Annotated in this window: 23 protein-coding genes; 15 read left to right on the top strand and 8 right to left on the bottom strand. The window is 63.2% G+C overall.

Annotated elements, in window-relative coordinates:
• Positions 1–151 precede the first annotated feature (151 nt).
• Together SO156_RS14965 and SO156_RS14960 are read left to right on the top strand one after the other, a co-directional pair.
• Complete coding sequence (locus SO156_RS14965; RefSeq protein ID WP_458145413.1) at positions 152–802, top strand: protein-L-isoaspartate(D-aspartate) O-methyltransferase; 651 nt, start codon at positions 152–154, stop codon at positions 800–802.
• Positions 803–911: 109 nt separating this feature from the next.
• Positions 912–2,312 carry a peptidoglycan DD-metalloendopeptidase family protein gene (locus tag SO156_RS14960; RefSeq protein WP_498535332.1) on the top strand — a complete coding sequence of 467 codons (1,401 nt, stop codon included), beginning with the start codon at positions 912–914 and terminating at the stop codon, positions 2,310–2,312.
• A gap of 191 nt (positions 2,313–2,503) precedes the next feature.
• On the opposite strand, the gene SO156_RS14955 is transcribed toward SO156_RS14960, so the two are convergent.
• Positions 2,504–3,487, bottom strand: a complete 984-nt coding sequence (locus tag SO156_RS14955; RefSeq protein WP_498535331.1) for an ATP-binding protein — start codon at positions 3,485–3,487, stop codon at positions 2,504–2,506.
• Positions 3,488–3,669: 182 nt separating this feature from the next.
• Between SO156_RS14955 and yajC the strand changes: the two genes are divergently transcribed.
• The 6 genes from yajC to SO156_RS14925 are packed head-to-tail and all read left to right on the top strand — an operon-like array spanning position 3,670 to position 9,309.
• On the top strand, positions 3,670–4,023 hold the full coding sequence (yajC, locus tag SO156_RS14950) for a preprotein translocase subunit YajC (RefSeq protein ID WP_458145410.1): 354 nt from the start codon (positions 3,670–3,672) through the stop codon (positions 4,021–4,023).
• A gap of 46 nt (positions 4,024–4,069) precedes the next feature.
• Complete coding sequence (gene secD, locus SO156_RS14945) at positions 4,070–5,668, top strand: protein translocase subunit SecD (RefSeq protein ID WP_458145409.1); 1,599 nt, start codon at positions 4,070–4,072, stop codon at positions 5,666–5,668.
• Positions 5,669–5,678: 10 nt separating this feature from the next.
• The gene (secF, locus tag SO156_RS14940; RefSeq protein ID WP_458145408.1) at positions 5,679–6,698 is read left to right on the top strand and encodes a protein translocase subunit SecF; all 1,020 of its coding nucleotides are present in this window, start codon (positions 5,679–5,681) and stop codon (positions 6,696–6,698) included.
• A 59-nt stretch (positions 6,699–6,757) separates the two neighbouring features.
• The gene (locus tag SO156_RS14935; RefSeq protein ID WP_498535330.1) at positions 6,758–7,141 is read left to right on the top strand and encodes an Mth938-like domain-containing protein; all 384 of its coding nucleotides are present in this window, start codon (positions 6,758–6,760) and stop codon (positions 7,139–7,141) included.
• Positions 7,138–7,998: a phytoene/squalene synthase family protein gene (locus tag SO156_RS14930; RefSeq protein ID WP_498535329.1), complete on the top strand. Its 861-nt coding sequence runs from the start codon at positions 7,138–7,140 to the stop codon at positions 7,996–7,998. Before SO156_RS14935 ends, SO156_RS14930 begins: the two co-directional genes overlap by 4 nt.
• A 45-nt stretch (positions 7,999–8,043) precedes the next feature.
• The gene (locus tag SO156_RS14925) at positions 8,044–9,309 is read left to right on the top strand and encodes a threonine ammonia-lyase (RefSeq protein ID WP_498535328.1); all 1,266 of its coding nucleotides are present in this window, start codon (positions 8,044–8,046) and stop codon (positions 9,307–9,309) included.
• A 7-nt stretch (positions 9,310–9,316) separates the two neighbouring features.
• Here the strand turns inward: SO156_RS14925 and SO156_RS14920 are convergent, their stop codons facing one another.
• From SO156_RS14920 to SO156_RS14910, 3 genes are all read right to left on the bottom strand, one after another.
• Positions 9,317–10,411, bottom strand: coding sequence for a serine/threonine protein kinase (locus tag SO156_RS14920; protein ID WP_498535327.1), 1,095 nt, complete (start codon positions 10,409–10,411; stop codon positions 9,317–9,319).
• Positions 10,412–10,418: 7 nt separating this feature from the next.
• Positions 10,419–11,858 carry a methylenetetrahydrofolate--tRNA-(uracil(54)-C(5))-methyltransferase (FADH(2)-oxidizing) TrmFO gene (gene trmFO, locus SO156_RS14915; protein WP_498535326.1) on the bottom strand — a complete coding sequence of 480 codons (1,440 nt, stop codon included), beginning with the start codon at positions 11,856–11,858 and terminating at the stop codon, positions 10,419–10,421.
• A gap of 122 nt (positions 11,859–11,980) precedes the next feature.
• Complete coding sequence (locus SO156_RS14910; protein ID WP_084801802.1) at positions 11,981–12,133, bottom strand: DUF1127 domain-containing protein; 153 nt, start codon at positions 12,131–12,133, stop codon at positions 11,981–11,983.
• A 735-nt stretch (positions 12,134–12,868) separates the two neighbouring features.
• Here SO156_RS14910 and SO156_RS14905 point away from each other — a divergent pair.
• Positions 12,869–13,129, top strand: coding sequence for a hypothetical protein (locus tag SO156_RS14905; protein ID WP_458145402.1), 261 nt, complete (start codon positions 12,869–12,871; stop codon positions 13,127–13,129).
• 63 nt (positions 13,130–13,192) lie between these two features.
• Here the strand turns inward: SO156_RS14905 and SO156_RS14900 are convergent, their stop codons facing one another.
• On the bottom strand, positions 13,193–14,017 hold the full coding sequence (locus SO156_RS14900) for a lytic murein transglycosylase (RefSeq protein WP_498535325.1): 825 nt from the start codon (positions 14,015–14,017) through the stop codon (positions 13,193–13,195).
• Between the two features lie 180 nt (positions 14,018–14,197).
• Positions 14,198–15,100, bottom strand: a complete 903-nt coding sequence (locus tag SO156_RS14895; protein ID WP_498535324.1) for a DUF2189 domain-containing protein — start codon at positions 15,098–15,100, stop codon at positions 14,198–14,200.
• Positions 15,101–15,437: 337 nt separating this feature from the next.
• Between SO156_RS14895 and SO156_RS14890 the strand changes: the two genes are divergently transcribed.
• Positions 15,438–15,863 (top strand): DUF3597 domain-containing protein, encoded by a 426-nt coding sequence (locus SO156_RS14890; RefSeq protein ID WP_498535323.1) that lies wholly within the window; start codon positions 15,438–15,440, stop codon positions 15,861–15,863.
• Between the two features lie 62 nt (positions 15,864–15,925).
• Here the strand turns inward: SO156_RS14890 and SO156_RS14885 are convergent, their stop codons facing one another.
• The gene (locus SO156_RS14885; RefSeq protein WP_458145398.1) at positions 15,926–16,201 is read right to left on the bottom strand and encodes a GNAT family N-acetyltransferase; all 276 of its coding nucleotides are present in this window, start codon (positions 16,199–16,201) and stop codon (positions 15,926–15,928) included.
• Between the two features lie 104 nt (positions 16,202–16,305).
• On the opposite strand from SO156_RS14885, the gene SO156_RS14880 reads away from it, so the two are divergent.
• Positions 16,306–17,253 carry a tetratricopeptide repeat protein gene (locus SO156_RS14880; RefSeq protein WP_498535322.1) on the top strand — a complete coding sequence of 316 codons (948 nt, stop codon included), beginning with the start codon at positions 16,306–16,308 and terminating at the stop codon, positions 17,251–17,253.
• Between the two features lie 113 nt (positions 17,254–17,366).
• On the opposite strand, the gene SO156_RS14875 is transcribed toward SO156_RS14880, so the two are convergent.
• Positions 17,367–18,749 (bottom strand): serine hydrolase, encoded by a 1,383-nt coding sequence (locus SO156_RS14875; RefSeq protein ID WP_498535380.1) that lies wholly within the window; start codon positions 18,747–18,749, stop codon positions 17,367–17,369.
• Positions 18,750–18,917: 168 nt separating this feature from the next.
• Between SO156_RS14875 and SO156_RS14870 the strand changes: the two genes are divergently transcribed.
• From SO156_RS14870 to SO156_RS14855, 4 genes are all read left to right on the top strand, one after another.
• Entirely contained in the window at positions 18,918–19,451 is a 534-nt protein-coding gene (locus SO156_RS14870; RefSeq protein WP_498535321.1) for a GrpB family protein, read from the top strand.
• Between the two features lie 238 nt (positions 19,452–19,689).
• Entirely contained in the window at positions 19,690–20,688 is a 999-nt protein-coding gene (locus SO156_RS14865; protein WP_498535320.1) for an ABC transporter substrate-binding protein, read from the top strand.
• A 458-nt stretch (positions 20,689–21,146) separates the two neighbouring features.
• Positions 21,147–22,496 carry a sensor histidine kinase gene (locus tag SO156_RS14860; protein WP_498535319.1) on the top strand — a complete coding sequence of 450 codons (1,350 nt, stop codon included), beginning with the start codon at positions 21,147–21,149 and terminating at the stop codon, positions 22,494–22,496.
• 160 nt (positions 22,497–22,656) lie between these two features.
• Positions 22,657–24,438 (top strand): tetratricopeptide repeat protein, encoded by a 1,782-nt coding sequence (locus SO156_RS14855; RefSeq protein WP_498535318.1) that lies wholly within the window; start codon positions 22,657–22,659, stop codon positions 24,436–24,438.
• The last annotated feature ends 586 nt before the right edge of the window (positions 24,439–25,024 follow it).

Raw genomic sequence — 25,024 nt, 5'->3', positions numbered from 1 at the left:
CCGCGGAAAGCAGATTCTGTGGTCAGATGCCGTGGCAGAAGTTTATCATGGGTTCCTGCGCCGGAACAAGAATCCCGCGGCTGCGACGAAGGTCGCAACTGCATGGCGGGTTCGGCCCGGCCGAGATGAAAACGCGACGAAAAATTAGCCAATGACCACCAATCAGCATCCGCCGGAAAAGATGTTGTTTCAGCTCACGCTGCGACGTCGCGGCATCAGTGATCAGGCGGTGCTGCGCACCATGGAGGAGGTGCCGCGCGATCTGTTCGTCGAGGCGGCGGACCGCGAGGACGCCTACCGCGACAGCGCGCTCCCGATCGCCTGCGGGCAGACCATCAGCCAGCCCTTCGTCGTTGCCTACATGACCGAGCAGCTTCGGTTGCAGAAGCAGCATCGCGTGCTGGAGATCGGCACCGGCTCCGGCTACCAGGCCGCAGTGTTGTCGCGGCTTGCCGGGCATGTCCTGACGGTCGAGCGCTATCGCAAACTCGCTGATACGGCGCGCGCCCGGCTGGAGAATCTCGCCTGCCACAATGTAGAGGTGATGCTCGGCGACGGTCTCGATCTGCCGCCCAATATCGGTCCCTTCGACCGCATCATCGTCACCGCCGCGATGGAAGAGATCCCGGACAATCTGATCGAGCGGCTCGAGGTCGGGGGCATCCTGATTGCGCCGGTCGGACCCCATCAGGGGGTGCAGACCCTGATCCGCCTGACCCGCACCGAGACTGGGACCGAGCGCAGGGAACTCGTCGACGTCCGCTTCGTCCCCGCGCTGCCTGGCGTGGCCCGCGAGTTGTAGAATTCCGGATCGGCAGTGCTGCCAACACCTTATTGGGAGGGTTAAGCGGTTATTTACTCGGCGCGTGTTTACTTAAAAGACCAGTTCAGTTGCGTACGAGTGAGTAACCATGTCCGCTCTTGCCGAGTTGCTTTACTCGCGCCGCGTGCCGCAGGTCGCGGTCCTGGCGCTGATCTCGTTCGGTTTCGCCGGATGCAGCGCCGATATGTCGTCGCGGCTTTCGCAGTCCAACTTCTCCAATCCCTTCGCGTCCCAGGACTCCACCGGGTCGGTGCAGCAGGCGCCGCCGCAGCAGCGCGAGCTGCCGCAATATGCACGGCCGCAGACACAGCCCGGCTATTATCAGTCCCAGCCGTTGCCGCCACCGGCGATCGCCGCGCCACAATCCTCTCCCGTCGCAGCAAGCGGGGGTGTAGCCGGAGGCGGGCGTGGCATGGGGTCCTATGCGCCGCCGGCACAGCCGCATCTCGAGGCCACTGGTACCGTGCCGCCGCGTTCGGTTGCCGCGGCCCGTCCCGCCGGTGGAACCAAGATCATCGTTGGTACCAGCGACACGCTCGATGTGCTTGCCAAACGCTATCACGTCACTCCGCAGGCGATCCTCGCTGCCAATGGTTACAAGGGCCCGCGCGCGCTCTCGCCCGGCCAGCAGATCGTCATTCCGCATCCGGCGGTAGTCGCCGCGGCGCCTGCGCCGGCCATGGCTCCGGTTGCCGCAGCGCCAGTCGCGGCGCCCGCAGCCAAACCGGCGGTGGTCGCCAGCGCGCCGGCTGGCACTCACTTCGTCAATCGTGGCGACACGCTCGCCAGCATCGCGCGCAAGAACCACATTCCGGTGGCTGAGCTCGCGCGCGCCAATGGTCTCGATCCGTCGGCCAAGCTCAAGCTCGGCACCAAGCTGACCGTGCCGAGTGGCAGGACCGCGGCCGTTGCCGCGCCGGCTGCTCCCGTAGCGGTAGCTGCAGCGCCCGTCGCCGTCGCTCAGCCGCCTGCCGCGGTGGCAACCGTGCCCGCCACCAGGGTCGCGGTTGCCGCACCGGTGCAGAGCGCACGGCTGGCCCAAGCCACCGCCAACGTCGAAGAGAAGTCCGCCGAGACGCCGGCGAAGGCCGCGGACGCTACTGGCGCGCTGCCGACCTTCCGCTGGCCGGTGCGCGGCAAGGTGATCACGAGCTACGGCGCCAAGACCAACGGCAAGAGCAATGACGGCATCAATCTCGCGGTGCCCGAAGGCACGCCGGTCAAGGCCGCTGAAGACGGCGTCGTTGCCTATTCCGGCAACGAGCTTAAGGGGTACGGCAATTTGGTCCTGGTTCGGCACTCCAACGGCTACGTCACCGCATATGCCCATGCGAGTGAGTTGTTGGTGAAGCGCGGCGACACCATCAAGCGCGGCCAGGTCATTGCCAAATCGGGTCAATCCGGGGAGGTGGCGTCGCCGCAGCTCCACTTCGAGATCCGCAAAGGATCAAACCCGGTTGACCCGCTTCAATTCCTGAACGGGGCGTGAGACGCGAGCTCTAGGAGGGGCGCTCGCGATCACCACAATAACGCTGTCATCGCCCGCGAAAGCGGGTGATCCAGTATTCCAGAGACAGCGACGGGATACGGAGAAGCCGCGGCGTACTGGATTCCCCGCTTTCGCGGGGAATGACAGCAGTGAGTGGGGCACGACTTTCCGACTTCGGGACCCTCCGGCTCTTAATTCGCCGTCAGCTTCACACCCAGCCGTCCCGCCAGCTCCTGCACGAACTGCCAGGCGACGCGGCCGGAGCGTGAGCCGCGCGTGGTCGACCATTCCAGGGCCTCGCGCTCCAGCGCCTCGTCGTCGAGCTTGATGCCGAAATGGCCGCAATAGCCGCGCACCATCGCGAGATATTCATCCTGGCTGCAGCGGTGGAAGCCGAGCCACAGGCCGAAGCGGTCCGACAGCGAGACCTTCTCCTCGACCGCTTCACCCGGATTGATCGCGGTGGAGCGCTCGTTCTCGATCATGTCGCGCGCGAGCAAATGACGGCGGTTGGAAGTGGCGTAGAGGATGACGTTGTCGGGCCGGCCCTCGATGCCACCTTCGAGCACGGCCTTCAGCGATTTGTAGGACGCATCATTGCCGTCGAAGGAAAGGTCGTCGCAGAACACGATGAAGCGGAAGGACGAGCCGCGCAATTGCTCCATCAGCGCCGGCAGCGTCTCGATGTCCTCGCGATGAATCTCGATCAGCTTGAGTTTGTCGGAGGCTTTCCGGTCCGCATTGATGCTGGCATGCGTAGCCTTCACCAGCGACGACTTGCCCATGCCGCGCGCGCCCCAGAGCAGAGCGTTGTTGGCGGGGAGGGCGTTTGCGAAGCGCTCGGTGTTCTCGATCAGGATGTCGCGCATCCGGTCGATCCCCTTGAGCAGGAAGAGGTCGACACGGCTGACCCGTGGCACCGCCGAGAGGCGGCCATCCGGATGCCAGACGAAGGCGTCGGCACGCTCGAACGAGGTGGGCGCGGCGATGGCCGGTGTCTGGGTCGAGAGGTGCGCCGCGATGGTCTCGAGCGCACGCACGATGCGCTCCTGCGCGAGGTCGGCGCCGGCCGTTGTGGGGCGTTTTGCCGCGAAGCGGGTGGGCTTTTGGGCAGGGGTCTTGACGAGGGCCTTGGTGGCCTTGGCGCCGGCAGTTTTGCTTGGTTTTTTGGGCATGTCCGAAGTTCCTGAGAATGCAGCCTTATCGGGCCTGAGCGCCGCCCGCAAGGTGGCCAAATCGTCAGTCTGGCAGCGTTGCAATTGGGACCGCTGCCGCTATAGTCCGCGCGAAATTTGACCGGCCCGGCTGGCCCAAAGGGGGCAATGCCGGCCTTCTTCCGTTCACGAGGATCGTCCGAATGTTCATTACCCCTGCGTATGCCCAGGCCGCGGGCGCCGGCGACACCAACAGCATGTTGATGTCGCTGCTGCCGTTCGCCCTGATCTTCGTGATCATGTACTTCCTGATTCTGCGGCCGCAGCAAAAGAAGGTGCGCGACCATGCCGACCTCGTGAAGAACATCCGCCGCGGCGACACGGTCGTGACCTCGGGCGGTCTCGTCGGCAAGGTCACCAAGGTCGTCGACGACGACCAGATCGAGTTCGAAATTTCCGACGGCGTGCGGGTGCGGCAGATGCGCCAGATGATCTCCGGCGTACGCGCCAAGGGCGAGCCGGCCAAGGACAGCGCCAAGGACGACTCGGCGAGCTGATCGCTCGTTCGAGCCTCGTAGTCTACTGATCTGACAGGTTCACTCGATGTTGTATTTCACGCGGTGGAAGGCGCTGGGGATCATCCTTGTGGCGCTGATCGTGTGCCTCTGCGCGGTCCCGAACTTCTTTCCCGAGGCACAGGTCAAGACCTGGCCCGCCTGGGCGCAGCGCCGCCTGGTGCTCGGCCTCGACCTTCAGGGCGGCTCCTATCTGCTGCTCGAAGTCGACTCCAATTACGTCAAGAAGGAGAAGCTCGACCAGGTCCGCGACGACGTTCGCCGCGTGCTGCGTGAGGCCAAGATCGGTTACACTGGGCTGGCGTCGAAGGGCGATGCGGTCGAGGTCCGCGTCAAGGACACCGACCTTCAGAATGCACTGTCCAAGCTGCGCGACCTCTCGCAGCCGCTCGGCGGGCTGCTCGGCTCCAACGGCCAGCGCAGCCTTGAGATCAGCGATGCGGGCGGTGGGCTGATTCGCCTGACCGTGCCGCAGGCCGCGATCACCGAGCGCGTGCGCCAGACCATCGAGCAGTCGATCCAGATCGTCGAACGCCGCGTCAACCAGCTCGGCACCGTCGAGCCGGTGATCCAGCGGCAAGGCACCGACCGCATCCTGGTCCAGGTGCCGGGCCTGCAGGATCCGACCCGCCTGAAGGAGCTGCTCGGCAAGACCGCGAAGATGGAATTCCGCATGGTCGACCCCTCGGTGCCGCCCGACCAGGCGCAGAAGGGAAGCCTGCCGCCTGAATCCGAGCTCCTGATGAGCGCGAGCTCGCCCAAGGTGCCTTACGTCGTGAAGAAGCAGGTGCTGGTCTCCGGCGGCGACCTGACCGATGCCCAGCCGGGCTTTGATCAGCGCACCGGTGAGGCGGTCGTCAACTTCAAGTTCAATACGTCGGGCGCGCGCAAGTTCGCGCAGGCCACGCAGGAGAATGTCGGCCTGCCGTTCGCGATCGTGCTGGACAACGAGGTGATCTCGGCGCCCGTCATCCGCGAGCCGATCACCGGTGGCCAGGGCCAGATCTCCGGCAGCTTCACGGTGCAATCCGCGAACGACCTTGCGATCCTCCTGCGCGCCGGTGCGCTGCCGGCGCCCTTGACCGTCATCGAGGAACGCACCGTCGGTCCGGGCCTTGGCCAGGACTCGATCGAGAAGGGCGAGCTGGCGGCCTATGTCGGCTCGATCATGGTCATCGTCTTCATGCTGTTGACCTACCGGCTGTTCGGCGTGTTCGCCAACATCGCGGTGGCGATCAACGTCGCCATGATCTTCGGCCTGTTGTCGCTGCTCAACGCCACGCTGACGCTGCCCGGCATCGCCGGCATCGTGCTCACCGTCGGCATCGCGGTCGACTCCAACGTGCTGATCTATGAGCGTATCCGCGAGGAGCTGCGCGGCGGGCGCAACGCGATCTCGGCGATCGACGCCGGCTTCAAGCGGGCGCTTGCGACCATTCTCGATTCCAACATAACGACCTTCATTGCCGCTGCCGTGCTGTTCTATATCGGTACCGGTCCGGTGCGCGGCTTCGCCGTGACGCTCGGCATCGGCATCATCACCACGGTGTTCACCGCCTTTACGCTGACCCGGCTGATCGTGGCCTGGTGGGTGCGGTGGAAGCGGCCGCAGAGCGTGCCGATCTAGGAGCCTGATTGTGACTCACTTCGTTCTCATCGGGCTTGGCGTCCTCATTGCCGTCCTCACCGTGGTTGCCGCGCTCGGCCTGCTGCCGTCGCTGCGCATCGTCCCGGACAATACGCATTTCGACTTCACGCGCTTCCGCCGTATCAGCTTCCCGATCTCGGCGGCGCTGTCGATCGTCGCGATCACGCTGTTCTTCACCCACGGGCTGAATTTCGGCATCGACTTCCGCGGCGGCACGCTGCTCGAGGTGCAGGCCAAGTCGGGCACCGCCGACATCGCGGCGATGCGCACTGCGCTCGACGCACTGGGGCTCGGCGAAGTCCAGTTGCAGCAGTTCGGCGGTCCCGAGAACGTCCTGATCCGCGTTGCGGAGCAGCCCGGCGGCGATGCCGCCCAGCAGGAAGCCGTGCAAAAGGTGCGCGGCGCGCTCGGTGACACCGTCGAATACCGCCGCGTCGAGGTGGTGGGCCCGCGCGTCTCCGGCGAGCTGCTTGCCTACGGCATGCTCGGCCTGATGCTCGCGATCGTCGCGATCCTGATCTATCTCTGGTTCCGCTTCGAGTGGCAGTTCGCGCTCGGCGCCATGATCGCCAACGTGCACGACATCGTGCTCACGATCGGCTTCATGTCGATCAGCCAGGTCGATTTCGACCTGACCAGCATCGCGGCGCTTTTGACGATTCTCGGCTACTCGCTCAACGATACAGTCGTCATCTATGACCGTATCCGTGAAATGCTGCGGCGCTACAAGAAGATGCCGATGCCGCAGCTCCTCAACGAGTCCATCAACTCGACACTGTCGCGCTCGATCATCACCCACGTCACGGTGACGCTGGCCTTGCTCGCGCTGCTGCTGTTCGGCGGCCACGCCATCCACAGCTTCACCGCCGTGATGATGTTCGGCGTCGTGCTGGTCGGTACCTACACCTCGATCTTCATCGCGGCCCCGATCCTGATCTATCTCGGCGTCGGCGAGCACCGCGAGGATGCCGTGGATCCGGCTACGCCGGCCAAGAAAAATCGGCCATGATCCGAACCGCGGGCCCGCGCAGGAGTTTGCGAGGGCATTAGCCAATTCGGACGAATCCCATGGCCGGCGATCCCAACGCTCCACATTTCCCGCGCTCGGCGCCGATCGACGCCTATGGCAAGGGCGGCTTCGCCTTTGCCGGCATGTCGCATCGCGGCTCGCTGCTGTGCCTGCCCGACGCGATCTGGGCGTGGGACGTGACCGATCCCGCCAAGATCGACCGCTATTCGCTGGAGCGGGTCTTTGCCGCGGCCAACAGCATCGACACGCTTCTGATCGGCACCGGCGCCGGCGTCTGGCTGCCGCCGCCGGGGCTACGCCAGGCGCTCAAGGCGGTGAGGGTGGTGCTGGATACGATGCAGACCGGCCCTGCCGTGCGTACCTACAACATCATGATCGGCGAGCGGCGGCGGGTCGCGGCGGCCCTGATCGCTGTGCCATGAGCGGCAGCGCGCCAGCGACTGACGCTGCCTTCTGCGCCGATCTCGTGCGCAGCCACGATTTCGCGCGCTACGCCGCGACCCTGTTCGTATCAGCCAATGAGCGCCGCGCGCTGCTCGCACTCTATGCTTTCAACGCCGAGATCGTTCGCGTCCGCGATCAGGTGACCCAGCCGCTGCCGGGCGAGATCCGCCTGCAATGGTGGACCGACATGCTGGCCGGCCATGTCCATGGCAGCGCTGAGGGTAATCCTGTCGCCGCCGAGCTCCTGGTCGCGATCCGCGACTACGATCTGCCGGTCGAGCCGCTGTCGCGACTCGTCGAGGAGCATCAGTTCGACCTCTACAATGACCCGATGCCGACCATGGCCGCGCTGGAGGGGTATCTCGCCGAAACGTGCTCGGCGCTGTTGTCGCTTGCCGCACGGATCTGCGCGCGGCCGTCTGAGGCGGTCGATCATCTCGCCCGCCACGCCGGCCTCGCGCAGGGCATGGTGCAGGTGATCGCGAGCCTGCCGCGCGATGCCGCGCATCGGCAGCTCTTCGTGCCGCAGCAACTCCTGGAGAGCCACGGCAGCACCGTCGAGGAGGTGTTTGCCGGCAAGGAGACGCCGACGCTGCGCGCGGCGCTGGATGAGCTCGCGAGCGAGGCGCGAAAGCATATCGCGACGGCGACCTCGCTGCTGGCGGAGATACCGCCGTCGGCAAGGCCGGCGTTCCTGCCGCTGGCAACGGCGCGCCGCGATCTGGCGCGCCTGTCCCGCGCGGATCGCAATCCCTTCCTGCCGCAGCCGCCGTCGCGGCTAGGAACCCTGTGGACGCTCTGGCGGGCCTCGCGGTCGCGGCAATTTACCAAATAGCGGCTCCCGTATCGCCGGGTCCAGCCAAATGCCCTATATTGCCCTATGGCCGAAGCACTCGACACCACCTCGCACGACACGCTGGATGCGGCGGTCGACCTGAGCGGCCTTCCGGTCACGCTCGCCGACGTGGGCGCGGCCGCGGACGTGGTCCGCGGCGCCATCGTCGAGACGCCCTGCAACTACAGCCGGACGCTGAGCGCGATCTGCGGCTGCGATCTCTGGCTCAAGTTCGAAAATCTCCAGTTCACCTCCTCGTTCAAGGAGCGCGGCGCCCTCAACCGCCTGACCGCGCTCTCTGCGGAGGAACGGCAACGCGGCGTCATCGCGATGTCGGCCGGCAATCATGCGCAGGGCGTTGCCTATCACGCCAAGCGCCTCGGCATTCCCGCGACCATCGTGATGCCGGTCGGCACGCCGATGGTGAAGATCGAGAACACCAGGCATCACGGCGCCGAGGTGATCGTCACTGGCGCGACCCTGGAAGAGGCCGCCGCCTTCGCGCGCGCAAGCGGCGATGCGCGCGGCATGATCTTCGTCCATCCCTATGACGATCCGCTCGTCATCGCCGGGCAGGGCACAGTCGGGCTCGAGATGCTCAAGGCGGTGCCGGAGCTGGATACGCTGGTCGTTCCGATCGGCGGCGGCGGCCTGATCAGTGGCATCGCCATTGCGGCCAAGGCGCTCAAGCCGTCCTTGCGAATTCTCGGCGTCGAGGCCTGGCTCTATCCCTCGATGTACAACGCCATCCATGACGGCAACCTGCCCGCGCGCGGCGACACGCTGGCCGAAGGCATCGCCGTGAAGTCGCCAGGCAAGATCACGACCGAGATCGTCCGCCGCCTCGTCGACGACATCGCGCTCGTGAACGAGGCAGAGCTCGAGCGCGCCGTTGCGACCCTGATCTCGATCGAGAAGACCGTGGTGGAGGGGGCGGGCGCCGCCGGACTTGCTGCGATCATGAGCGATCCCTCGCGCTTTGCCGGCCAGAAGGTCGGCCTTGTCCTGAGCGGCGGCAACATCGACACGCGGCTGATCGCCTCGGTGCTGACCCGCGAGCTCGCGCGCGAGGGACGGCTGACGCAATTGTCGCTCGACATTCCCGACAGGCCGGGCCAGCTCGCCGCCGTGGCCGCGCTCTTGGCGGAAGCCGGCGCCAACATTATCGAGGTCTCGCACCAGCGGACCTTCTCCGACCTGCCGGCCAAGGCGACGCTGCTTCAGCTCGTCATCGAGACGCGCGATGCCGCCCATCTCGATGAGGTCATGGCCAAGCTCGGCGCCTCCGGCCTGAGCGCGCGCTGCACGTGAGCCGCAGCTAGCGCGTCGGCAAATCCGCCTCGAAGTTGAAGCGGTCGCGCAAGTTCTTGCGTTGCTCGAGGATATCCTTGAGGAACGCGCGGTCCTGGTCGCTCGTGATCATCGGCTCGATCAGATCGAGCTGGTTCATCGCCACGAGCTGGAGGATCTCGGTGCGCGGCTTGCCGACGGCATCGCGCGGCAGCGCATGCACGACCTGGATATGCTCGGGCGGCTTTGGTCCCTTCGCAGCGGCGAGCTCGTTGCGAAGCTGGCCTTCGAGCGCCGACTGGTCCGCCTCGACGAAGGCGTAGAGCCCGACGCCGGATCGACGGTCGGCGAAGGCGACGATGGCGGTATCGCGCACGGCGGGATTCTTGCGGATCAAATCGGCCAGCACGGGCGCGTCGTTGACCAGCCTGCGGCCACCGCCCTCGCGGTCGGTGAAATTGAACAGACCGCGGGTGATCGCGCGATAGACCTTCTTGCCGGTGGCGAGCCAAAGGCTAGCAGCAAAGGATTTCTTCGCCAGGATCTTGCGCTCCCTTGGCGTCAGCGCCTCGGGCGCATAGGAGCGCTTGTGCTTTAGCAGATGCCGGAGGTCCTCGTAGGCGAGAATGCGATACAGCCGGCCGCGACGCTCAAAGCAGGCGGCGAGCTGGAAGTCGGTCACATAGGCGCGGCCGTCGCGGCCGACCAGCCAGTTCTGCTCCTTCGCAAGGTCGTTATGGCAGATGCCGGCGCGGCGAAGCCGACGCAGCGCGTCCTTGGCGGAACGGAAGTAGGCGACATTGCCATGCGGCTTGGCCAGATGCAGCGCGACCCCGTCGACGAAGCCGCGGACCAGCGCGCGACGCCCGGCCCATAACAGCTCGGGGCCGACGTTCAGGCCCTTAGCCAGCGCCAGCGCATGTTTCTCGCGCGCGAACAGATGGCGCGCCAGCACAAACGACCACCACGGCACCTCGTCGAGCCGGCGCAGCACCGCATCGACCTCTCCGCGCTCACTCCTGAAACGGCCGCGCTCGACAGTCGAGAACACGTCGCGCTTCAGAAGCACGCCCTCGGTCCAGCGCGCCGCGAGCACTGCGGCGTCTTCTTTGGGTAGGCTCATGACAGGCTCACGCCGCTGCGGCGATGTTTTGGTGATCGGCGATCCAGCGATCGAGATCGGCAAGCGCACGGGCGCTCATCGCCTGTTTCTTGGCGACCGTCTTCTCGTTGCCGCGCAGCCGCGTGCCGTCCGGCTTTTTGGTCGGCAGGGTCGCAAGCGGCGGGAACAGGCCGAAATTGATGTTCATCGGCTGGAACGAGCGCGTGCCCGGCTCGATGGTCTCGATATGGCCGCCGGTGATGTGGCCGAGCAGCGCTCCCAATGCCGTCGTCGCCGGAGGGCTCGTGAGCTGCTCGCCACGCGCGTCCGCCGCCGCATAGAGGCCGCCGATCAGGCCGACGCTGGCGGATTCCACATAGCCCTCGCAGCCCGTCATCTGCCCGGCAAAGCGCAGCCGCGGCTGCGCGCGCAGACGGAGCTGGCCGTCGAGCAGCTTCGGCGAGTTGAGGAAGGTGTTGCGATGCAGGCCGCCAAGGCGCGCGAACTCGGCCTTCTCCAGGCCCGGAATGCTGCGGAAGATGCGCTGCTGCTCGCCGTATTTCAATTTCGTCTGGAAGCCGACGATGTTGTAGAGCGTGCCGAGCTTGTTGTCCTGGCGGAGCTGCACGATCGCGTACGGTTTGGTCGTCGGATCGTTCGGATTGGTCAGCCCGACCGGCTTCATCGGGCCATGACGCAACGTCTCGGGCCCGCGCTCGGCCATCACCTCGATCGGCAGGCAGCCGTCGAAATAGGGCGTGTTGGTCTCCCACTCCTTGAACTCGGTCTTCTCGCCGGCAATCAGAGCGGCGACGAAGCCGTCATACTGCTCCTTCGTCATCGGGCAGTTGATGTAGTCGGCGCCATTGCCGCCGGGGCCGACCTTGTCATAGCGCGACTGGAACCACGCGACCGACATGTCGATGGAGTCGCGGTGCACGATCGGCGCGATCGCATCGAAGAAGGCGAGCGCGCTTTCATCCGTCAGTTCGCGGATGGCGTCCGCCAGCGGCGCAGAGGTGAGGGGGCCGGTCGCGACGATCACATTGTCCCAGTCGGCCGGCGGCAGGCCGCCGACCTCGCCGCGGGCAATCTCGATCAGGGGATGCTCGTTCAGCGCCTTGGTGACGGCCGCGGAAAAGCCCTCGCGGTCGACCGCCAGCGCGCCGCCTGCGGGAACCTGGTTGGCGTCCGCCGCGCGCATGATCAGCGAGCCGAGACGACGCATTTCGGCGTGCAGGAGGCCGACCGCGTTGTTGGCGGCATCGTCGGAGCGGAACGAGTTCGAGCAGACGAGCTCGGCGAGCCCGTCGGTGCGGTGGGCCTCGGTCATGCGGCTCGGCCGCATCTCATGCAGCACCACGGCTACGCCTGATCTGGCAACCTGCCAGGCGGCTTCGGAGCCGGCGAGGCCCGCGCCGATGATGTGTACGGTCTTGGAACTGGTCTTGGAGTGGGATCCTGTCATGGGCGCGACAGGTAGCGCTTTTCAGTCTCGAGTGGAATCGCCGTGATGGCGTTTCTCACCCCAGAAACGACAACGCCCGCACGAGGCGGGCGCTATCGGTTGGTCCGGTCCGTGAAGGCCAATCAGCCCTTGTAGGCGCCGGCGGCAACGCGCGGAATGTCCGAACGGTCGAGGCCGATGTCGGCCAGTTCGCGATCGCTGAGCTGCGAGAGTTCAGCAACGTTGCGCTGATAGTCCCGGAAAGCGTGGATCATACGGATGAGCGAGAGCAGCATGGTAGTCTCCTGTAGTTCGATTCAGCCCTTGACCTGAGCATCATCGTTGAAATGAATATAGAAGGGACTGCTGCACTGCGGAAGTTCCGATGTTGCGATGCAGCTAAGCGGATATCGCATAGCGCTGGTAAGGAACGATTAACCCGTTGGCGCTCCCGTCATGAGCCAGCCCCGGTGAACCTGAGCTTGTGATAAACTCTCGAGAAATCACGGATTTGTAGCATTTCTTGTGAGTTCCGCCTGTTGCGGAAATATGTTGCAATATGCCCACCGCAAGCCGCCACGCGGAATTCATACCCTATCCCTCGTATGCGCGAATCGCATGCAATATGGTTCATAGAACTGAGTATTAGTTCACTATTTTGTCATCTGAAGCGGTTCGCGGGACGCTGCCACCGAGCGGCCGTGAGGCGGGACCGATCAGTCGCTTCGTCCCGCAGCTGGCGTTGATTCCCGCTTGAGCTCGGCACTGAGCCCCGATCCCGGTCCGTGATACCCCCGACCCAGACCCTCAACGTCCTCGCTGCGCTGCACACACGCCGAGCGTGCATGAGCTAAATTACAAAACCGTAATGAAAATCAGAAATTTCGCATGAGAGCTCTGCGCGCCGCGCAATATCACGCAATTCTCGCGGGGAATTCATTCTCAAAACTTGCAGCGGTCGAGGAACAATCTCGCCCGCAGATTCCGGCAATGCCGTCGGGCTGCGCAACGATAAGAGAAGGAAGGTAACAATGAAGACGTTACTAGGGGTCATTGCAATTGCCGCCGTCGCATTCGCCGTCGCTCCCGCGCAGGCCGCGAAGAAGATGGGCGGATGCAGCGCCACCAATCTCGAGCAGACCGAGACCGCGATCGAGAACATGTCCGACGGTGACGGCAAGTTCGCGGCGCAGAAGGAGATCGCTGCGGCCCAGGACGCGCTGTTGAACGGCAAGATGGGGGTGTGCGGCGCGCACCTCAACAAGGCGATGCACGCCACTGCGGGCAAGTAAACGCCAGGGAACAAGGAGGGCCGGTCGCGACGCGATCGGCCCCTCGATCTCTTCGAAAGCTTCCTAGGGAGCGCGCGCGAGCTGGGTCGCGAAATAAGCGACCGTCTTGGCGTAGACCTCGCTCTTGTTCCATTGCTGAAGCACCGCAAAGTTAGGGCCGCCGGGCTCCCAGTCCTTGCCGCGCTGCCAACCGTAGTTCGCAAGATAGTTGGCGGTCGATGCGAGCACGTCGGGCGCGCTGTGCAGGAGATCGCGCCGACCGTTGCCGTCGAAGTCGACGGCATATTTCATCCAGGATGACGGCATGAACTGGGTCTGGCCGAGCTCGCCGGCCCAGGCACCCTTCATTTCGCTCGGTGCGAGATCGCCACGCTGGACGATGCGCAGCGCGTCCATCAGCTCGCCGCGAAACTGTTCGGCGCGCCGGCAGTCATAGGCAAGCGTCGCGAGCGAGCGCAGCGTCGGAAACTTCCCGGTATTGACGCCGAAATCGGTCTCCAATCCCCAGATGGCGACCAGCACTTCGCCCGGCACGCCGTAGGTCTGCTCGATCCGCGACAGCACCGAGCCGTACTGCTTCATCATGTTGGAGCCGCGCTGCATGCGCGGCGGCACCATGCGGCCGGAAAACTCCTCGAAACTCTGGCTGAAGACCTTCTGCGAGCGGTCGCGCGACAGCACGCTTTGATCCAGCGTGACGCCGGCAAGGCCGGCCGTGATCGCCTGCTGAGAGATGCCCTTGGCGGCGGCTTCGGTCTTGAAGTCGGCAACCCAGGTATCGAAATTGCCGGAACCGCAGGCGACTGCGGCGAGCGCGGGCCCGGCTGAGGCAATCGAGGCGGTGAGGGCGAAGGCTGCGAGAGCGAGACGAGAGATCGTCGGGGTCATTCGAACAAATCGATTCCGTGAAGTGGATGACCGGCGGCGCGGAATGTCGGTTCCAACCGCGGCTAAAACAAGGCCCATGGGCCAGCGGCGTCTGCTCAACTACGAGCAGGGTTAAAGGAAGGATATTGAGCGAGTCCGCAAGCGATCAGCCGGCGGACTCGCAGCAACGTGATTTACGTTTTACTCCGACCGATTCCGCCAGGGGAACAGGTTGGCGGGAAAATCGGCAGCCGGCTTGCGCGGACGCGGCGGCGGAGCGTCATGCCGTACGTTGGGATCCGATACGATCACCTTGCGATAGAGATGCCAGGTGGCGTGGCCGAGCAGGGGAATAACGACGGCGAGGCCGAGGAACGCCGGGATCGTGCCGAGCGCCAGCAGCGCCGCGACGATCAGGCCCCAGGCTGCCATCGGCACCGGGTTCTTCGCCACGGCCCGCAGCGAGGTCACCATGGCTTCGCCGGCGCTAGCGTGCCGGTCGAGCATCAGCGGGAACGAGACAACGCTGATGCAGAGCGCGGCGAGCGCGAACAGGAAGCCGACGCCGCAGCCGACCACGATCAGCCACCAGCCCTGCGCTGTCGTCAGCACGCGCGTGACAAAGTCCGCAATGCTGTTGACGCCTTCGTAGCCGAACGCCGCTACGTAGATCGCCTGCGCGGTCGCGACCCATGTCACGAACAGCGCAAGCAAGAGTACGCCGAGCCCGAGCATGGCACCGAAGGAGGGCGAACGCAGTACGTCCATGGCATCCCAGGCGCTGGCGTTCTCGCCGCGTTCGCGACGGCTGCTCAATTCGTAAAGACCGAGTGCCGCGAACGGGCCGATCAGCGCAAAACCGGCTGCCAGCGGAAACAGCAGCGGCAGCACCGAATAGCCCATCGCCCCGCGTGCGATCACGAGGCCCAGCACCGGATAAATGATGCAGAGGATGATGGCGTGGCTCGGCACCGCCTTGAAATCCTCCCAGCCAAGCTTGAGCGCGTCGTGCAGGTCGGACAGTTGAATGGTCCGGATGACCGGTCCAGCCGCGTCAGCGGACTGGACCATGCTGGGGACATTGCCCTGGTAGAGTGTGGCCATGGTCGCTTGCTCCCTTGCCGCGCGGCCACATGCCGCGCCGGCAAACGGCGCAAGCGGCCGCTATTTTCTGGACAATCGCAATTCCAAACCAGACGCGAAGACCGGCGGGGATCGCGAACTGAAATGAAAGCGTACTCCCATTCGCAGGGCCTGTCCCTCACGCTTGGGTGAAATTCGATGTCGCAGTGCAACCGCGAATATGTCATTCGGTCGTCATTTCGCCGCAGATAAGCTGATGCTGTGACGTGCTTCGCCCAGGCAGCGGACGCGGCACAGAAACTCGGCCTTCAGGTTGACATCCGAGGCCCTTCCAACGGATCCTTTTCGGGGAGCAGACATGAGCATTTTCGGTAAAATCGTCAGCGCGATCTTCGGCAGCCATCCTGCCGCGGCTGCGCCGGCCGGCAGCGCGACCTCCGGCGAGACGCCGGCAGGCTCCGCTCCCTCAGCCTCGGCGCCGTCTGCCGCACCTTCCGCTGCGCCATCCGCCGCTCCCGCGCAGACCGTGGACGTGGCCGCGATCGTCGACAAGGCGGTCGCCGCGCACAAGGGCGAGAAGCTGGAATGGCGCACCTCGATCGTCGACCTCATGAAAGCGCTCGACATCGACTCCAGCCTTGCCGCGCGCAAGGAGCTCGCCAAGGAGCTCGGCTACACCAGCGACACCAACGATTCCGCCACCATGAACGTCTGGCTGCACAAGCAGGTGATGTCCAAGCTCGCCGCCAATGGCGGCAAGCTGCCGCCGGAGATCAAGCACTGACGGCAAGCGCCCTCGACGTCGAAAAAGGCCCGCGTGATCGCGGGCCTTTTTAGTCTCCGGTCTTACGCGACGAGGTCTGCATATTCCGGGTGCTTGTCGAGATAGTCGACGACAAAGCCGCAGCCGGCGACCACCTTCCTGCCATCGCGCCGGATCAATTCCAGCGCACCCTTGATCAGCTCGGATGCGATGCCGCGGCCCCGCAGGGCGCGCGGCGTCTCGGTGTGGGTGATGATGACTGCCGACGGCGTCAGCCGGTAATTGGCGAAGGCGACCTCCTGGCCGACATCGAGCTCGAAACGGCTCTTGTCCTTGTTGTCACGTACCGCTGCCGACATGCCTATCCTTCCCGTCAGTCGTTGCAGGCCCAGATCTAGGCGTGTGAACCCGCCTCTGCCAAGACGCGACCAAGGGACATCGTCGCAGGGGAGATATCCGTCACATGCGTGTCTCGATCGGTCTTGTGGCTTCGCTGGCCATGCTGGCGCTTGCCTGGGCTGCGCCGGCATCGGCCACGGACGGCGAGGCGGCGGCCAAGGCCTGGGACGCCTGCATCGGGACCACGACCGCGCTGGACGACCGCGTCAAGGCGTGCTCGGCGGTGATCGATGCCCGCAGCGAGACCGGGCGCAAGCTCGCCGCCGCCTATTGCAACCGCGGCCATGTCCTGACCGATAAGCGCGAGTTCGATGCCGCGCTTAGCGATCTCGACAAGGCCATCGAGATCGATCCGACTTCCGCCTGTGCCTTCAATAATCGCGGTCGCGTCTACGCCCTCAAGCACGATTTCGACCGCGCCATCGCCGACTATGACCAGGCAATCAAGCTCGATCCGTCGTTGGCGATTGCCTACAACAATCGCGGCGAGTCCCGCTACAACAAGGGCGACCTCGACGGCGCGATCGCCGACTATGACGCCGCGATCAAGCTCAATTCCAACTATGCCATGGCTTACGGCAATCGCGGCCTGGCCTTCTATCGCAAGCGCGACATGGTGCATGCACTCGCCGACTACACGACGCGCATCAGGCTTGCGCCCGATCTGCTCGCCTATATCGACCGCGGCAACGTCTATCGCGACAGCGAGCAACTCGATCGCGCCGCCGCAGACTATGGCGAGGCGATCCGGCTGGCGCCGACCGATGCGCGCGGCTGGCGCAATCGCGGCATGATCCGCCTCTTTCAGGGCGACAATAGAGGCGGCCTCGCCAACTACGACAAGGCGCTGCAATACGATCCCTCGGATGCGTTCTCCTGGAATAACCGCGGCCAGGCCAAGATGCAGCTCGGCGACAAGCAGGGCGCGATCGCCGATTTCCGCAAGGCGCTGGAATTGCGACCCGGCCTGCCGACGGCACTGGAGTCGCTTAAGAAGTTGGGCGCGCTGTAGGGCGTGTATTTATAACGGCGCGGACGTCAGCATTCTGATGGTCAAGCGGAAATCTTACTGTCAGTCAGAGCATTGCTGCTCATGACTCGGAACGGACGCCACGCTGTTTTGGTTTAGCTAAAATCAGGCATCGTGGCACTCGTTGCCGCCCGCACATCGCCTCCGCACGATGCGACCCGCTCGGCGATCTGATCGGTGCTGTTCTGGTGCAGGATCAGGCGGGCGGCTCGGCAGTCCTCGCCAGGTACGAACGTGACCTGCGCATCGACGCGCCTGTAGAAAAAATGCCATTCCGAGGTGGGAAACACCCGCATGGCCGGCTGGTCGGCAAGTTGAACGTAAAGCCGGTCGGCGGTCGATGTCACGTCGAACACCCGATCCGGGCGCAGTTGATAGCGTCCCACCAGACGGGCGAAACAGGCGGGGTCAATCGCGACCTCCTTGCGGGGACAAATCAGGTCGCAGCGCGGGTCCAGCACATGGATCCCCAGATCGACCACGGAACCGACGACGCGCGCGTTGCTGAGCGCGACCACCCCGCGTTTCCATTGCGGAATGCATCTGATGAAAGTGAGGAATCCACCAGTAAGGCCTCCGTGCGAAAGCGAAATGACGCCATCCGGATGCGGCGGTAGCGGTGGCCCCAACTCGAGTCCACCACGGTCGCGCGGGGTCACCAGCGGGCCGATCATGGATGCGATCGGCGAGTCCGGATCGCACGCCGCATCCATGAAGAGCAACAGATCGGAAACGTTCGAGCGGAACGCACCCGCCCCAGCCAGGACATCGAAATTCCAGTTCGACACCGGATCGAGACTCTCGTCGTGGCCGGATGCGACGTTGGCCGTCAGCCGGGAAGGTATCGCGATCACCGTGTCATCCATTCGCAGCGGATCCAGGATGCGCGCGCGGATCAGGCTCTCGTAGCTGGTGGCGCCGGCGCGCAAGACCAGCGCGTGCCCCAGCAGTCCCACGCCAACGTTGGAGTATTCCCAGCTCTCACCCGGTGTCCGGATCAGTTCGTGGGTGGCGAGGAACTGGTAAAGCTCTTCAGCGGTGTACCCGGCATAGGGGTCGCCGGGATGATCTTCCCACCTCAGATTCGTCGGCAGTCGCGGGAGTCCGGAATAATGCGAGGCCAGATCGCGTAGCGTGATGGCTCTGCCATCGCGGACCGGGACACGCGTTCCCGCCGGCAACAACTCCGCAACGGGCTCATCCAGCCGGGCCTCGCCGCGGTTGTTCATGTCGGACAGCAACAGGGCGGTAAAGAGCTTGGTGATCGACCCGATCTCGAACACGGTTTTTTCGTTCACCGGCCCCCCGGTGCGCGTGTCGCAGCAGCCATGGGCGACGAAACGATGGTTCTTGGCTTCGGTGATACCCACCACCATGCCAGCGCTCAAGCGGCGCCCATCCACGCGATCAACAACAAGCTGGCGAACTACGTCCTCGAACAAGGCGGGCGGCGGGACTGCCGATGCGGACACGATCATCACTCCAACGCAACTCGACCACGCCGCTTGGCTACCACGACATCACGCAAAACAATTATCAATCGGCATCCCGATCGTCTATCGTTTTGGGGCAGGCGAGCGCCGTTGGCCCTTTTCTCTAGCGTCTGTTTTGTCGCCGCGTCGAAGTGTCTGAATGAGCGAGGCTGTATGCCGCCGCCGATTAAAGTCGAATTGCTGCCCCACGACCCAGACTGGCCGAATTTGGCCAATGCCGAGGCACGGTTGCTTACAGGAGCCCTCGGGCCGAACTTGCGCATAGTTCATCACATTGGCTCGACCGCAATTCCCGGCATACGGGCGAAGCCGATTTTGGATCTGATGCCCGTGATCAGCCACTTGGCCGAGTTGGATAGGTGCCAAGGTAAGATAAAGGCGCTCGGTTATGAGTGGTGGGGCGAACTTGGTTTGCCCGGACGGCGCTACTGCACGAAATCCGATCCAAAGACCCAGTGCAGAACTGTGCAGCTTCATTGTTATGAGAACGGTTCGACAGAAATCACGCGGCATCTTGCGTTTCGAGACTATCTCCGCGCACATCCGGGACTTGCCGCTGAATATGATCGTGTGAAAATCGAGTGCCAGCGTCGGCATCCGGACGACTCGCACGCCTATGGCGATTGCAAGGAGGCATGGATCATAAAAGCGGAGGCGGTCGCAATAAAGTGGTATCAGGCGCAATGAAGGGCGCGATCGCCGATTTCCGCAAGGCGCTGGAATTGCGACCCGGCCTTCCGACCGCACGCGAGGCGCTGCAGAGGCTTGGCGCGTCATAAGGTGGGTATTCATAAAGGCGCAGAGGCCAGCTTTCTGATGGTCGAGCGGAAATCTTGCGATCAGTCAGAGCATTACTGCTCGTGGGCGAGTGCGCGCTTTGATGATATCGTCTCTCATTGGGAACGCCATCCAGTGAGATCCCCCGATGATAGTCCACATCGGCAGACGGATATTCCTCGGCGCTTTGGGCGGCGCAGTGGTCACGTGGCCGGTCAGGGCATGGTCGCAAAGCTCGGAAAAGGAGCGGCCCCGCATCGCCTGGCTGTCCGGATCAGAAAGCAAGATGGCGGGGGCGTTTGCCGATGATTTTCTGGATGGCATGCGGGGCTTCGGTTATGTGGATGGCCGGGACTTCGAGTTTGTGCCCCGCTATGCCGAGGGATTTCAGGACCGGCTGCCGCGGCTCACACAGGAAATCGTGGCGCTGAAGCCCGCTGTGATCGTGGCCGCTGCCGTCAATGCCGCAGTTCCGGCACACGCTGCGACGTCGGTGATCCCGATCGTCTGCCCGGCGCTGGCTGATGCCGTCCATATCGGACTGATCGCGAGCGAAGCGCGGCCCGGGGGCAATGTGACGGGGATCGAGCCCTATGTCGCTGGATTGCCCGCCAAGCAAATGGAGATTGCCCGCGAGATTGCTCCGGGCGCAAGGCGGATCGGGCTTCTCACCAACCTTCACGATCCGAAGGCCCCTCCGCAGCGAAGGGAATTGGCCGAAGCAGCCGAGGCGCTCGAAATGACGGTCGTGGAGGCCGATGTCAACAATCCGACGGAGATCGAACTTGCCTTGAAGACGCTCGCAAGTTCGCAGGTCGACGTCGTCATCGTTCTGCAGACCGGGCTGCTATTGAGTGTGGGACGGCAAATTGCCGAATTCGCCGCCGCGAAGCGGCTGCCCACAGTGTACGGGTATCGTGAGCACGTACAGGATGGCGGGCTGATCAGCTACGGTGTCGACTTGCGCTGGTGCTATCGCCGCGCCGCTTATTTCGTTAACGAGATTCTGCACGGCGCTGCGCCAAGCGCGCTGCCGGTGGAGTTTCCGACCAAGATGACGTTGTCAATCAATCTCAAAACGGCAAAGACGCTCGGCATCACGGTCCCACCAGCGTTGTTGAGCGTCGCCGATGAGGTGATCGAATAGCAGTCCCGCTTGCTGCAATGCATGAGTCCGGAAGTTGCCCCAACCGGCAGTTGAGGGATGTCTGCTATTCCGCCGCTATCAGCGCGGCTTGGCGCGTCATAAGGCGTGTATTTACAAAGGAGCAGACGTAGCTTTCTGATGGTCGAGCGGAAATCTTGCGATCAGTCAGAGCATTACTGCTCGTGACCCGATACAGACCTCCGAGGGGCAGCTGGGGCGATAGCATCTCAGGCGGTCGACATCGCTTCCAGGCGATCCATCAGGCTCCTCTTCCATATTTTGGGAGGAAAGTTCTCGACTTTCCATATCGCGCTAGATTTCGGAAGGCCTTAGGTTTAGGCGGCTCAAAGGAGAACGCGGCATTGAAAGTTTGCGACAGTTCTCGGCCAGCAGCGGCGCATTGCCGAGTCCCGGCGTCCATTCGACGCGCTGCAATGTAGTTTGGGAAAGGAGCGGCGATGGACCAGCTCGAAACCGGCGAAGCGCATGAAGCTGCTCATGGCCGTTTGCAAAAGGAGCTGGCCGAGATTCTTCGGCAACGGGCGGCCATCTCGGAAGTGCTGCGCGCTATTGCCGGGTCGCCACATGACTTGCAGCCCACATTCGACACGATCATCGACAGCGCAGTACGTCTGTGCCGAGCAGATTCGGGCGCCTTCCGTTTGGCCGAGGACGCAGGCTTTCGTCTCGTTGCATATAACCTGACTCCCGCAGTGTCAGAGATGTATCTGCCTCCAACGCTTTGGGAACACGGCAGCTTTCTAGGTCGCCTCTACGCAAGCAAGTCGCCTCTCCACATCCCCGACTTAGCCACACATCTCGAATGCAGTTCTGCCGGAGAAACTGACCGAGAGTATCTATCCAAACTAGGTGTTCGGGCAGCCCTCATCGTGCCGATGCTCAGAAACGACGAGCTAATAGGAACGCTTGGTGTTGGGCGGCGGCGCATAGAGCCCTTTACGGAGAACGAGATTGAGCTGGTCACGGACTTCGCCGCGCAGGCTGCCATTGCCCTAGAGATCACCCGCCGCGAGCGGGAGCTGCGCGAGTTGCAGATGCAGCTGGCGCACACGAACCGCGTCGTAACAATGGGGGAACTCAGCGCCTCTATCACGCATGAGGTCAATCAGCCGATTGCCGCGGCGCGCAACAACGTTATTGCGGCGCTGCATTTCCTGGATAGAAACCCTTCAGATTTGCGGGAGGTCAGAGAAGCGCTCGCCGCTGCCGTCAAGGACGCTGACCGGGTCGGTGCCATCGTCGGTCGAATGCGTGCGCTCATGCAGAAGGCGTCGCCCCGATTAGATCGGGTAGATATGAACGAGGCTCTACAGGAGGTGATTGACCTTACCCGAGGAGAAGCGCTGAAGAACGGGATCTCAGTGGAGTGCCAACTCGCGAAGGGCCTGCCTATTATTGCCGGTGATCGGGTCCAACTTCAGCAAGTCGCCCTTAACCTCATTCTCAACGCGCTGCAAGCGATGGGCGCAGTTAGTGAGGGCGCTCGACAGGTGCTAATCACCACCCATCAGATCGAATTGAACGATCTGTACGTTGGGGTTCAGGACACGGGTCCTGGGCTTAGCCCGGAGACCCTCTCGCGTCTGTTTGAACCATTCTACACGACAAAACCCAACGGCATGGGAATGGGGCTAACAATCTGCCGTTCAATCGTCGAAGCCCATGGCGGACGCCTTTGGGTCAGCGCTTGCGAGCCGCGCGGGGCTCTCTTTCAGTTTGCGATCCCTGCTCGGCCATTGGATGCCGACCATGGCGACGCGGCTGCAAAGCGCCTCGCGAGAGAATGAAGTTAGCTTCGTGCGCTTACCCTAGCTGGGTGAGGACCAGCGATCATACCCAGAGTGCCGAAGCGGATGACATCTGCCTAGCCAGATCGGACAACGGGTCTAGCCAGACATCGGCCCACGATTTCTGCTATGTAGGCATTCGTTTCCCCGAAGCATGGGGGTGATATTGAGCGGCGAGCGCGTGGAAAGGCGACTGGCGGCGGTGCTGGCGGCAGACGTGGCCGGTTATAGCCGCTTGATGGGCCTCGATGAGGAACGCACGCTCGCCAATCTGAAATCGTTCCGAAAGACGCTGCTCGATCCCTCCATCGCCGCGCATCGAGGTCGCATCGTCAAGACGACGGGCGACGGCATGCTGGTCGAGTTCGGCAGCGCAGTAGACGCAGCCCGGTGCGCCGCCGAAGTGCAGCGCGGTATGGCTGCTCAGAATATCGACGTAGCGCAGCAAGAAAGGATTGAATTTCGGATCGGTGTTCACGTCGGCGACATTATCGTCGATGAAAACGACATATTTGGCGACAGCGTGAATATCGCGGCGCGTCTGGAAGGATTGGCAGAGCCCGGTGGCATCTGCATTTCCGATGATGCCCACCGGCAGATCCGCGGCAAGGTCGATATCGCCCTCGAGGATATGGGACCGCAAACGCTGAAGAATATTGCTGAACCTATGCGGGCCTGGCGTTGTCGGATTGATGCCGGCTCTTCGTCGGCACCGCCGACGAAATCATCGGCCGAGACCAGTCAACCGCTCGTTCTTCCCGACAAGCCCTCTATCGCGGTTCTGCCGTTCCAGAACATGAGCGGTGATCCAGAGCAGGAGTATTTTGCTGACGGAATGGTGGAAGAGATCACTACAGCGCTCTCGCGGTTCAAGGCGTTGTTCGTCATCGCGCGTAATTCGAGTTTTGCGTACAAGGGCAGAGCCGTCGATATCAAACAGGTCGGGCGCGAGCTTGGCGTCCGCTACGTCCTTGAAGGTAGCGTCCGTAAAGCCGCCGGAAAAGTCCGCATTACCGGCCAATTGATCGATGCGGCGATCGGGTCCCATCTTTGGGCGGATCGCTTTGAGGGCGACTTGAGCGATATTTTTGCTCTTCAAGACCAGATGACGGAGAGGGTTGTCTCCGCAATCGCGCCAAGATTGTTGCAGGCTGAAATCGAACTGGCGACGCGGCGGCGGCCAGACGACCTCAGCGCATATGATCTTTACCTCCGAGCCGCACCACGGCTTTATTCTTCTACCCGCGAGGGCTCAGCAGAGGCTCTCCAGCTGTTGTATCGTGCTTTGGAGATTGACCCTCGGTATGGTACTGCGGCGTCGTTTGCAGCAAGTTGCCACCTTCACAATATCAGTCATGGATGGGCTGTCGATCCGAAGTCAGTGATTGAAGAAGCGGCGCGGCTTTCGCGATTGGCACTAAGTGTTGACGAGAACGACCCGGAGGCGCTTGCCATCGCTGGTCGGGTAACGGCTTTCTCTGGCGATATCGACGCTGCTATCGAGCTGGTGGACCGCGCCGTCGCTCTCAATCCAAACTCAGCGAATGCCTGGCACAGGAGAGGCTTGACTTATCGGCATGTGGGGCAGCCTGACGAAGCACTCCGGAGTATCGAGCGCGCCATCCGCCTGAGCCCCGTCGACCCCTGGATTTTCCTGATGTTCACGGGAATGGGCATTGCCTGCATCGACCTTCGGCGCTTCGACGAGGCGGTCGAGTTTGCAAGAAAAGCCCTTCGCAAGAACCACGTTTCTTCGATGGTGTATCGCTGCCTCGCGGTGGCCTTGGCACATCTCGGACGCGAAGCAGAAATGAAAGCGGCGGTTACCCAAATGCTGGAGCTCGAACCCAATTTTCGCATTGCTGAATGGGTGGCCCGCACCAGTTCGTCAAAGCTCCAGGTATTTATCGACGGTCTGCGTAAAGCAGGACTTCCCGAATGAGTGACGCAGAGGTCGTCAAATGTAGAACCGGCGAAGCGGTTACTTCCGGTTATGGCCCATCAGCGAACCGTTGGAGGCGCAACTGTTGAACTCAACAGCGTTCGAAAATCTTGGCCCCTGGGTATGCACGCCGGGCGTACGTAACCACCAACTCCCGATCCTGATTCTCCAGGAACGGCGTTCGGATCTGGCACGACCCCACGATCAGGTGCCATAGCCCATTGAGCTTCTGAATGATGACGTTCATCGGTGTGTCTCCAAGAAGCCGCATCGCAGCAAACATTTGATCTTCGCGACAGTCTCACGGCTTGCTCGCCGATACAGTGACCCTGCTCACTATGCGCCACTATCAGGGGGCACAGCGGACCTCGTACGTGCTGCGGCTGCGGCGTGGGTCTGTGAGCACGCGCCTTGGTTGGATCAACCCCGCAGGTTGTCGTTTGCGTGACGCCGCTTCGCTGGCAAAAAACCACGGGTCCGCTCTTGCAGCCGTGCTACCGGTTCCCACGTCTTGTTGCAGGACATACGCCCGAATGCGGCCGGCAGGGTCGCTGAACATTCGGAGTGTCGTGATCGCCAGCCGCCG

The organism is Bradyrhizobium sp. UFLA05-125 (assembly GCF_059803515.1).
This window is presented reverse-complemented; position numbering and strand designations above follow the sequence as displayed.